An 8,455-nucleotide genomic window follows, 5' to 3' on the forward strand; every position below is an offset into this window, starting at 1 on the left:
ATAATAAATAGGTAAAAAATGTCAGGACATTACGAAGCTCCGATAAGGGAACCTCTAATTATTGGTCACAAAACTTATCACGATATCACAGAGGATATTGCTCGACCTATAGAAGAAAGAGCAGGTAAATTATGGTGGATTTCATTATATGCAGCCTTAGTTCTATTCATCTATGGATTTGGATGTATCGCTTATACTATCGGAACAGGTATTGGAGCATGGGGACTTAACAGAACTATTAACTGGGGATGGGATATTACTAACTTCGTATGGTGGGTTGGTATCGGTCACGCCGGAACTCTAATCTCAGCAGTATTATTATTATTTAGACAGAGGTGGAGAATGTCTGTAAACAGATCTGCAGAGGCGATGACCATCTTTGCGGTTGTACAGGCGGCAATCTTTCCAGTAATTCACATGGGTAGAGTTTGGGTAGGATATTGGGTATTCCCTTTACCAAACCAATTCGGCTCTCTTTGGGGGAACTTTAACTCTCCTCTACTTTGGGATGTATTTGCAATCTCTACATATTTCTCAGTATCAACAGTATTCTGGTTCATGGGTCTTATTCCTGATTTTGCAATGATCAGAGATAGGGCTAAAACGCCATGGACAAAGAAAATTTATACTTTCCTAGCATTTGGCTGGGGTGGTAAGGCAAAACACTGGCAAAGATTTGAAGAACTTTCTTTAGTTCTTGCAGGTTTAGCAACCCCACTTGTATTCTCAGTACACACAACCGTATCCTTTGACTTCGCCACTTCGGTAATTAAAGGATGGCATTCTACAATTTATCCTCCATATTTCGTCGCAGGTGCAATTTTCTCAGGATTTGCAATGGTACAAACATTATTGTTAGTAGCGAGAAAAGTTTGCCACTTGGAAGATTATATTACTATGTATCATATAGAAATTATGAACATTGTTATTATCTTAACAGGAGGTATGGTAACGGTAGCTTATGCAACAGAATATTTTATTGGATGGTATTCGGGATCTAGATTTGAAGACTTTACTTATCTTTCTCCAGGAGCAGCAGTTGGGCCTTATTGGTGGGCATTTTGGTCACTGATTATATGTAATCTTGTTGTTCCGGCTTCATTCTGGTTCAAGAGATTGAGAACAAACATTATTTGGACATTCATTGTTGCTTTAATAATTAACATCGGTATGTGGTTTGAACGTTTTGATATTATTGTTATCAACCTTTCTAGAGACTATTTACCAGGATCATGGACCATGTTTAAACCAACAATCATTGATGTGGGTGTATATTTAGGAACGATCGGATTTTTCTCTGTATTATTCTTATTATATGCAAGAACGTTCCCTGTAATTGCGCAGGCTGAATTAAAATCGATTTTGAAAATCTCAGGTGAAACTTATAAAGCAAAAGAAGGAGATGAGTACCACTAAAATTGTATATGGACTTTATGCTGACGACGACGATTTAATGAACGGCGTTAAGGCATTCAACGATAAAGGAATCAAAATTAACGAAGTTTATACTCCATTTCCTGTACATGGACTAGATAAGGCTTTAGGTTTAAAGAAAACTAGAATTTCTGATGCTGCCTTTATCTATGCATGTTATGGTGTTACTATCGGTGCTACTATTACTTGGTACGTAATGAACCACGACTGGCCTCAAAATATTGGGGGTAAACCAGCTTTCGATTGGGGACATAACATGCCGGCATTCGTAGTTCCCATGTTTGAACTTATGGTATTCTGTGCTGCTCACATGATGTCATTGACTTTCTTAGTTAGAAATAAAATGTATCCAGGAGCTCCAGCACAAAATCCAGATCCAAGAACTACGGACGATAAATTCATGATGGAATTTGTAACTGAAGATGTTGAATCTGTAAAACAGTTACTTATTGAAACTGGTGTTGAAGAAATAACTGTTAAAGATGCTTAAAATGAAAAAGAATGTATTAAAAATTACAGCAATTTTAGGTTTAACAACAGTTCTACTTAATTCTTGCGGACCTAAAGAAAATGTGCCATTAGTGTATTTTCCAGACATGTATTTTCCAGTAGCTTATGATCCTTTGATGAAAGCTCAAGATGCATATTCAGATCATGAAAATGAGATTCCGGCTTTTGTTAAAAATAATGGAGCTACAGGTCTATCACCAGTAGAAGGTACAGTTCCTCAAAATAAAGATGGTGTTTTTGAAGAATCATTATTGCCTAAAAATATGGATGAATATAATGCAGGATATGATGCTTCAAAAAAAATAATGGCATCTCCTTTAAATCCTGCCAATTCAGCTAAAGATATTGAAAGAGGAAAATTTTTATTTGAGCGTACATGTTCCGCTTGTCATGGTGTAGGTGGAGATGGACAAGGCCCAATAGTACAAAGTGGAGCATATTCCGGAGTACCAAATTATGCTGACAGAGAAATTACTGTAGGATCTGTTCATTATGTATTAACTAATGGTAGAAATGCGATGGGGTCTTATGCTGGACAATTAAACGCAGGAGATAGATGGAGAGTAGCAATGTATGTAATGAGTGCCTTCAAAAAAGGAGCTACAGCACCTGCAACCGCTACCACAGCAAAAACAGATTCTACCGCAACTAAAAAATAAGAAAAGAAATGTATAGTTTTTCACCAAAATTAAAATCAACTTCTATAATACTCCTTATTGTAGGTTTAGTTCTATTTAGTATTGGTTTCTTTATGAACAAAGGAATCTCTTCAGAAAGAATAGAACATATGATGGAGGCTATTCATGCTTCAGGTCATAATGCACCTACTCACTCAAGTGAAATGGTAGGACCTCAGGATCATGCTGCTCATTTAGAGCATGCAACTCTGCAAGTTCATAACCAGCCTTTAGCCTCTCTTCACTTTGTAGCTGTTTTTTTCTTTGGAGTTAGCTGCTGCGTATTGTTTTTTTACTCTATTCAGCATGCTGCACATGCGGGTTGGCCAATTATTATAACAAGAGTAATGGAAGCTATTGCTTCTTATATTCCATATGGTGGTATTATCTTGGTAATCATTATGATTCTAAATATCACTCACAATGGACACCTTTTCCATTGGATGGATCCAGAATTAACAAATCCAGAATCTGCTCATTTTGATGTAATATTATTTGAGAAAAAAAGATTTTTAAATATTCCTTTTTATGCTATCAGAACTATTATCTATGTAGCAGGGGCTTCATTTTTTGCTTGGAAACTTAAAGCTCAATCTAAGAAAGTAGATGAAACAAAGTCTAAAGTGGAATATCAAATGCTTTACAGATGGTCAGTAGGATATATTGCATTCTTTGGATTTGCATCAGCAGCTTGGGCATGGGACTGGTTAATGTCTATTGATCCTCACTGGTATTCTACTATGTATATTTGGTATTCTATGGTGAGCTGCCTATCTAGTGGAATCGCAGTTATAATACTTTTAAGTGTTTATTTAAAGAAAAATGGATTTCTACCTCAATTTAATGACAATCACTTACATGATTTAGGGGTATTTCTTTTTGCTACAAGTATGCTTTGGACATATACGTGGTTTGCTCAATTTATGCTTTATTGGTATGCAAATGTTCCAGAAGAAGTAAATTATTTCTTTGGAAGATTCCAACACTATTCTCCAACGTTTTTACCTATGCTAATTATAAACTTCTTATTACCGTTATTAGTATTAGTAAGTAGTAGTATTAAGAGAAATTACAAAGTAGTTACAACAATGGCAGTGGTAGTTCTATTAGGTCATATTTTAGACTACTTCAATATGGTAATGCCTGGAACAGTTGGTCCATACTGGAACACTCCAGAAGTATTATTATTAATCGCAGGAGCAATCTTATTTATAGCAGGATTATTTATGTTCACTGTTCTTACAGCGTTATCAAAATTAAAACTGATCCCAACAGGGAATCCATTCCTACATGAATCCGAAATTTACGAGTATCCTTTCTAAGTGCTTGTAACAAAATAAAACCATAAAAGACTGATCATTATATGATCAGTCTTTTTTTTATATAAATACATATTCAGTTCATTATTATGAGTTATTTATATAATGATTGATTACAATCACGGTAAATTAAAATAATATACTATGAAAAAAACTTATCATATACAACTCATTTTTATATTGGCATTTAGCATTATAAAAGCACAAACCGTTATTTTCATTTCAGAAAAAACAAACGCACCTTTACCTAAAATATCCGTTTTCGGAAAAGATGGAAATATCTTGGCATACTCGGATATTGATGGTAAAATTGATAAAAAATTTTTAGATCCTTCACAAGAAAAATTTCAACTAGTATATGATAATTTTATCGTAGCTACTCTATCATATTCTGATTTTGATAAAGAAAAAATTAAAATTAACGATCGCATTAAAGATATTGAAACGGTTGTTATTAAAAATAATAAACCCGCAAAATATGTTTTTGTAAAAGGAAATTTTAATACATACGTTACGGTTAATAGTAAATTAAATTGTTATGCAGACGGCACTGTAACTTACATTTTTGACAATAAAACAAAGAAACTAAAAAGTACGAATGTGGAACAATTCCGAGTCTATAGACTCATTGACCCAAAAGAAGAAAAGAAAATGACTGCAACATGGGATTATGATAATTTTATAGAAGTCCCGAAAATAAAAGAAGCAGGAAATATTAATGAATATAAAAATAAAAAAGTTAAAATTAAAGAGCTAAAAGGAAATACCAAAGATGAAATTGAAATCACAGGAGAATATTTACAAGAAAAGGAGCTAGCACTTTTTGGTTTCAGGATTTATGATATCCGAGGAATAATAAATTTAGCGTATGAAAAAGATTACAATAAGAGCTTAAAAGATCTTTTAGAATATAATGAACTTAGGTTTATAAAACTTAAACATAAAAGTGAACTCAATTATAATCAAATAATAAATTATAATAATTTCTATACAACAGAAATTAGCTTTAGTAATACGAATGATATCGACAAAACCAAGTTCAGCACTAACCATAGTAACTATAAAAACAAATATTGGGAAACGCCATCATTTCCAAATATGCAAACTATTTTCAGTTCATTCTTCAAAAACGATTTAAAAGAACAACAAAATAAAAAATAAAAACTACTATTAATAAAAGGTTTTATTAAATTTGCAGCAAACAAAAGAATAATGAAAAAGTTTTCTTTTCTACTTATTTTCAGCTTATTGATTTTTACAGCATGTAAAAAAGATAGAGTAGATTCTACAAGTACCAAAACTTTACAATCAAGTATTAATGATATGACATCTAGTCTACCAACCATTAAACAAATCAAGTTTAATGAGGCACTTTACATCCTTAAAACTTTTGGAGTAGATGCTGATGGAGACGTAAATGAACTTAAAGCGCTTGGCCAACTAATTAATGGAAAAAAAGTTCCTGAAATAATGGCTTTAGCAGATCAAATTGCACAAAAAAACAATATTGAATGGGCAAGTACCGCTCCTCCTTCATTAGGAGAGATGAATATTTTTGGTAATGAAAAAGCAAAAGAAAGCGACCCTAATGACATTAAAGCTAATTCCATAAGTATTATAACAAAACCCACTGGAGATGATGGCACAGGAGCGCCAACAGCTATCCAAATAACACCAAAATTGGTAGATGTCAATGGACGCCCAATTTCGTTCACTGGCGCCGGATTAGAAACGACTTTGGAAGTTTTCAGTAATGGAGTAAAACTATCTACTTCTAAAAACCTAATGCAGGATAATAACTTCAGAGGATTTAATTTAAAATTCTCATCTATATCTGCTTCAAAAGTGGTTGACAACAAAATTGATATTACAGTTTCTGTAAAAACAACAGCCAAGACTTTCAAAATGTCAAAAATAGGATTGGATGTTAATCCCTCTGCCCTAAAAGTCCCAGCCCCACCCAAAGTAGATTCCACAACAGTAATTAAAGATCCTGCAGTAATTGATCCTAATAATTCAGGAACCAATAATCCAACCTCACCTACAGATCCCTCTATTAATCCATCTGTAACTCCTAAGCAACAAATTGCTGATCCAAAAAATACAGTTAGTAAATTTCTGAGTAATGTAAGCTCACAAAATTTAAAAGCAGCATATGACGCTTCAAACAACCCAAATTGGGGTAATTATGAATCTTTCTCAAATCCAAATTCCGGTTTTGGATCAGTAAAAAATGTAAGCATAAAAAATATAAGTACAAATGCTGCCAACACGAGCGTAGCTAGTGTAAATGCGACCTATGACGTAACAGATAAAAACGGTAAAACTACCGCTTTGAAAGTAACATTTGGCCTTAAAAACATTAATGGTGATTGGAAAATTTCCAGTTATAAAATCAATCCATAATGGCATCACAATCACTTATAAAAAAGCTAGAAGATACTATTGAAAACTTTAGTGATTTTCCCATTCCGGGCATTCAGTTTAAAGATATTTCTCCCATTTTCTTAGAGCCTAAACTGTATGAAGAAGTTATTGAAGACTTGGTACGTTTCAGTAAGGGAAAGATAGATGCTGTATGCGGGATAGAAAGCCGAGGTTATCTTTTTGGCATTGCTATCGCAGTCGCTTTAGAAGTTCCTTTTATTTTAATAAGAAAAAAAGGCAAGCTACCCCCTCCTGTTATTTCAGAAAAATATGACCTGGAATATGGGACGGCAGAAATAGAGACTCGTGAAGGACAAATAAAACCGGGTCAAAGGATTCTAATTCATGATGATCTTTTAGCTACAGGTGGAACAACAGAAGCAGCAGCAAAACTAGTCCAGAAACAAGGTGCCAAAGTTTCTCAATTTAGTTTTCTTATTGCTTTAAAAGAACTTAAAGGAGAACAAAAACTCCAAAGATTTGATGCAGAATTATACCATATTTTAGAATATTAACAACCCATATTTCCGGATAATTTATTGGCAAAATCTAGAATATAGGGGTATTAATAAAAACTTTTATTATACTTTTAATAATAATACGTCTAAACTATTTTGTAAATCATTCAGAAACAATTAAATTTGCATTTCAATTTTAAAGAATTTATGGCAAAACTTACAAAGAATGTTCAAACCGAACAAGAAGGTAAAGAAACAGTGGAGTTTTTCAAGGATCTTGATAGAGAAGCATTAAATACTGAGAGATTCCTAGAAAAATATTCCAAACCTTTAGGTATCATATTTGGCCTGCTTGTTTTAGGTGTTTTAGGATTTTTCGGTTATAAGCAGTTTATTCTGGCTCCAAAAAATGCAGAAGCTATGAAAAGCTTCCTTTCTGCACAAAAAAATCTTTCTGAAAGTAAAGATAAAGATGCACTAGGTGGAAAATCAGCAGCTAATCCTGGATTTTTAGGTACATATAATGAATATTCTTCAACTAATATTGGTAAGCTTTCTGCTTATAATGCAGGTTTATTAAAATTTAAAGAAGGAAAATTCCAAGAAGCATACGACCTTTTAGATCACTTTTCTTCCGATAATAAAACCCTAATGGCTATGAAATATGGGGCAATGGCAGACGCAAAATCAGGTCTTAATAGAAATGATGAAGCCTTACAATTATTAGATAAAGCTTCTGCTGCTTCAGAAGATCCATATACTTCATATTATTTTACAAGAAAAGCAGGAATACTAGCATTAGGATTGAAGAAAAATGCAGATGCAAAAAAATATTTTTCTATGATTGATGAAAAGTATCAAGATTACGACAATGGAATGTCTGATTCTTATATTGAAATGACTAAATATTACTAAATAATGGCAACAATTAATCTTTCTGATTATAAGCCACTTAACATAACCAATGCCGATGAGTTTTCTATCGGCATTGTTTTTTCCGAGTGGAATGATTTCGTAACTTATAATCTTCGTGACGCAGCGTTGGAAATCCTCCAAAAAGAAGGTGTTAACCCTGAAAACATTAAGCTATTTCCAGTTCCTGGAGCATTCGAGCTAAACTTTGCAAGCATGCTGCTTTGCAAGGAAAGGAAATATGACGCTATAATTTCTATTGGATGTGTTATCCGAGGAGAGACTCCACACTTTGACTATGTATGCTCCGCAGTCGCACAGGGAATCAAAGATTGTAATATTTTAACGGATACTCCAACCATTTTTTGTGTGTTAACAGATGACACAAAAGAGCAATCTATCGCAAGAAGTGGAGGTAATTTAGGAAATAAAGGAGTGGAAGCAGCTGTGACTGCTCTTAGAATGATTGATTTTAAGAAAACCCTTTCTGGTAAAAAAGGAAGTATTGGTTTTGGACATTAATAAAATTCATAACTAAACTAAAAATATAAAGAGGCTGTCTCAAAAGGACAGTCTCTTTTGTTATTTTCAATGTCTGATCCTAACATAGCGTTACACAAAAACAGTAATGTTATGAAAGATCTTAATAATCAGTATGTAAAACGTAGTCAAAAAGACTATAGCCTATCCTTTAAACTCTCTGTAGTACAAGAAGTGG

Annotated in this window: 9 protein-coding genes; all 9 read left to right on the top strand. The window is 33.4% G+C overall.

Annotation, left to right across the window (positions count from 1 at the left end; all coding sequences use genetic code 11):
* Positions 1 to 18: 18 nt before the first annotated feature.
* The 9 genes from nrfD to ribH all read left to right on the top strand — a co-directional run bounded on the left by nrfD (position 19) and on the right by ribH (position 8,259).
* Positions 19 to 1,416: an NrfD/PsrC family molybdoenzyme membrane anchor subunit gene (gene nrfD, locus CHRY9293_RS11840; protein ID WP_162033170.1), complete on the top strand. Its 1,398-nt coding sequence runs from the start codon at positions 19 to 21 to the stop codon at positions 1,414 to 1,416.
* On the top strand, positions 1,403 to 1,924 hold the full coding sequence (locus CHRY9293_RS11845; RefSeq protein WP_122637643.1) for a DUF3341 domain-containing protein: 522 nt from the start codon (positions 1,403 to 1,405) through the stop codon (positions 1,922 to 1,924). Before nrfD ends, CHRY9293_RS11845 begins: the two co-directional genes overlap by 14 nt.
* A complete protein-coding gene (locus tag CHRY9293_RS11850; protein WP_162033171.1) occupies positions 1,917 to 2,603 on the top strand; it encodes a c-type cytochrome in 687 nt (228 codons plus the stop codon). The genes CHRY9293_RS11845 and CHRY9293_RS11850 overlap by 8 nt, the downstream gene beginning before the upstream one ends.
* A gap of 8 nt (positions 2,604 to 2,611) precedes the next feature.
* Positions 2,612 to 3,943, top strand: coding sequence for a quinol:cytochrome C oxidoreductase (locus CHRY9293_RS11855; RefSeq protein ID WP_122635092.1), 1,332 nt, complete (start codon positions 2,612 to 2,614; stop codon positions 3,941 to 3,943).
* A gap of 141 nt (positions 3,944 to 4,084) precedes the next feature.
* Positions 4,085 to 5,101, top strand: coding sequence for a hypothetical protein (locus CHRY9293_RS11860; protein ID WP_162033172.1), 1,017 nt, complete (start codon positions 4,085 to 4,087; stop codon positions 5,099 to 5,101).
* Positions 5,102 to 5,152: 51 nt separating this feature from the next.
* Positions 5,153 to 6,346, top strand: a complete 1,194-nt coding sequence (locus tag CHRY9293_RS11865) for a hypothetical protein (RefSeq protein WP_162033173.1) — start codon at positions 5,153 to 5,155, stop codon at positions 6,344 to 6,346.
* The gene (locus CHRY9293_RS11870) at positions 6,346 to 6,882 is read left to right on the top strand and encodes an adenine phosphoribosyltransferase (protein ID WP_162033174.1); all 537 of its coding nucleotides are present in this window, start codon (positions 6,346 to 6,348) and stop codon (positions 6,880 to 6,882) included. Before CHRY9293_RS11865 ends, CHRY9293_RS11870 begins: the two co-directional genes overlap by 1 nt.
* 150 nt (positions 6,883 to 7,032) lie before the next feature.
* Positions 7,033 to 7,740: a YfgM family protein gene (locus tag CHRY9293_RS11875; protein WP_162033175.1), complete on the top strand. Its 708-nt coding sequence runs from the start codon at positions 7,033 to 7,035 to the stop codon at positions 7,738 to 7,740.
* A 3-nt stretch (positions 7,741 to 7,743) separates the two neighbouring features.
* Positions 7,744 to 8,259, top strand: a complete 516-nt coding sequence (ribH, locus tag CHRY9293_RS11880; RefSeq protein WP_162033176.1) for a 6,7-dimethyl-8-ribityllumazine synthase — start codon at positions 7,744 to 7,746, stop codon at positions 8,257 to 8,259.
* Positions 8,260 to 8,455: the final 196 nt, after the last annotated feature.

The sequence above is a fragment of the Chryseobacterium potabilaquae genome, from assembly GCF_902728265.1.
Classification (GTDB): domain Bacteria; phylum Bacteroidota; class Bacteroidia; order Flavobacteriales; family Weeksellaceae; genus Chryseobacterium; species Chryseobacterium potabilaquae.

What these genes read in the sequence shown, in the direction of transcription:
- nrfD (WP_162033170.1), top strand. Translation starts at nt 19, where the DNA reads ATGTCAGGACATTACGAAGCTCCGATAAGGGAACCTCTAATTATTGGT.
- CHRY9293_RS11845 (WP_122637643.1), top strand. Translation starts at nt 1,403, where the DNA reads ATGAGTACCACTAAAATTGTATATGGACTTTATGCTGACGACGACGAT.
- CHRY9293_RS11850 (WP_162033171.1), top strand. Translation starts at nt 1,917, where the DNA reads ATGCTTAAAATGAAAAAGAATGTATTAAAAATTACAGCAATTTTAGGT.
- CHRY9293_RS11855 (WP_122635092.1), top strand. Translation starts at nt 2,612, where the DNA reads ATGTATAGTTTTTCACCAAAATTAAAATCAACTTCTATAATACTCCTT.
- CHRY9293_RS11860 (WP_162033172.1), top strand. Translation starts at nt 4,085, where the DNA reads ATGAAAAAAACTTATCATATACAACTCATTTTTATATTGGCATTTAGC.
- CHRY9293_RS11865 (WP_162033173.1), top strand. Translation starts at nt 5,153, where the DNA reads ATGAAAAAGTTTTCTTTTCTACTTATTTTCAGCTTATTGATTTTTACA.
- CHRY9293_RS11870 (WP_162033174.1), top strand. Translation starts at nt 6,346, where the DNA reads ATGGCATCACAATCACTTATAAAAAAGCTAGAAGATACTATTGAAAAC.
- CHRY9293_RS11875 (WP_162033175.1), top strand. Translation starts at nt 7,033, where the DNA reads ATGGCAAAACTTACAAAGAATGTTCAAACCGAACAAGAAGGTAAAGAA.
- ribH (WP_162033176.1), top strand. Translation starts at nt 7,744, where the DNA reads ATGGCAACAATTAATCTTTCTGATTATAAGCCACTTAACATAACCAAT.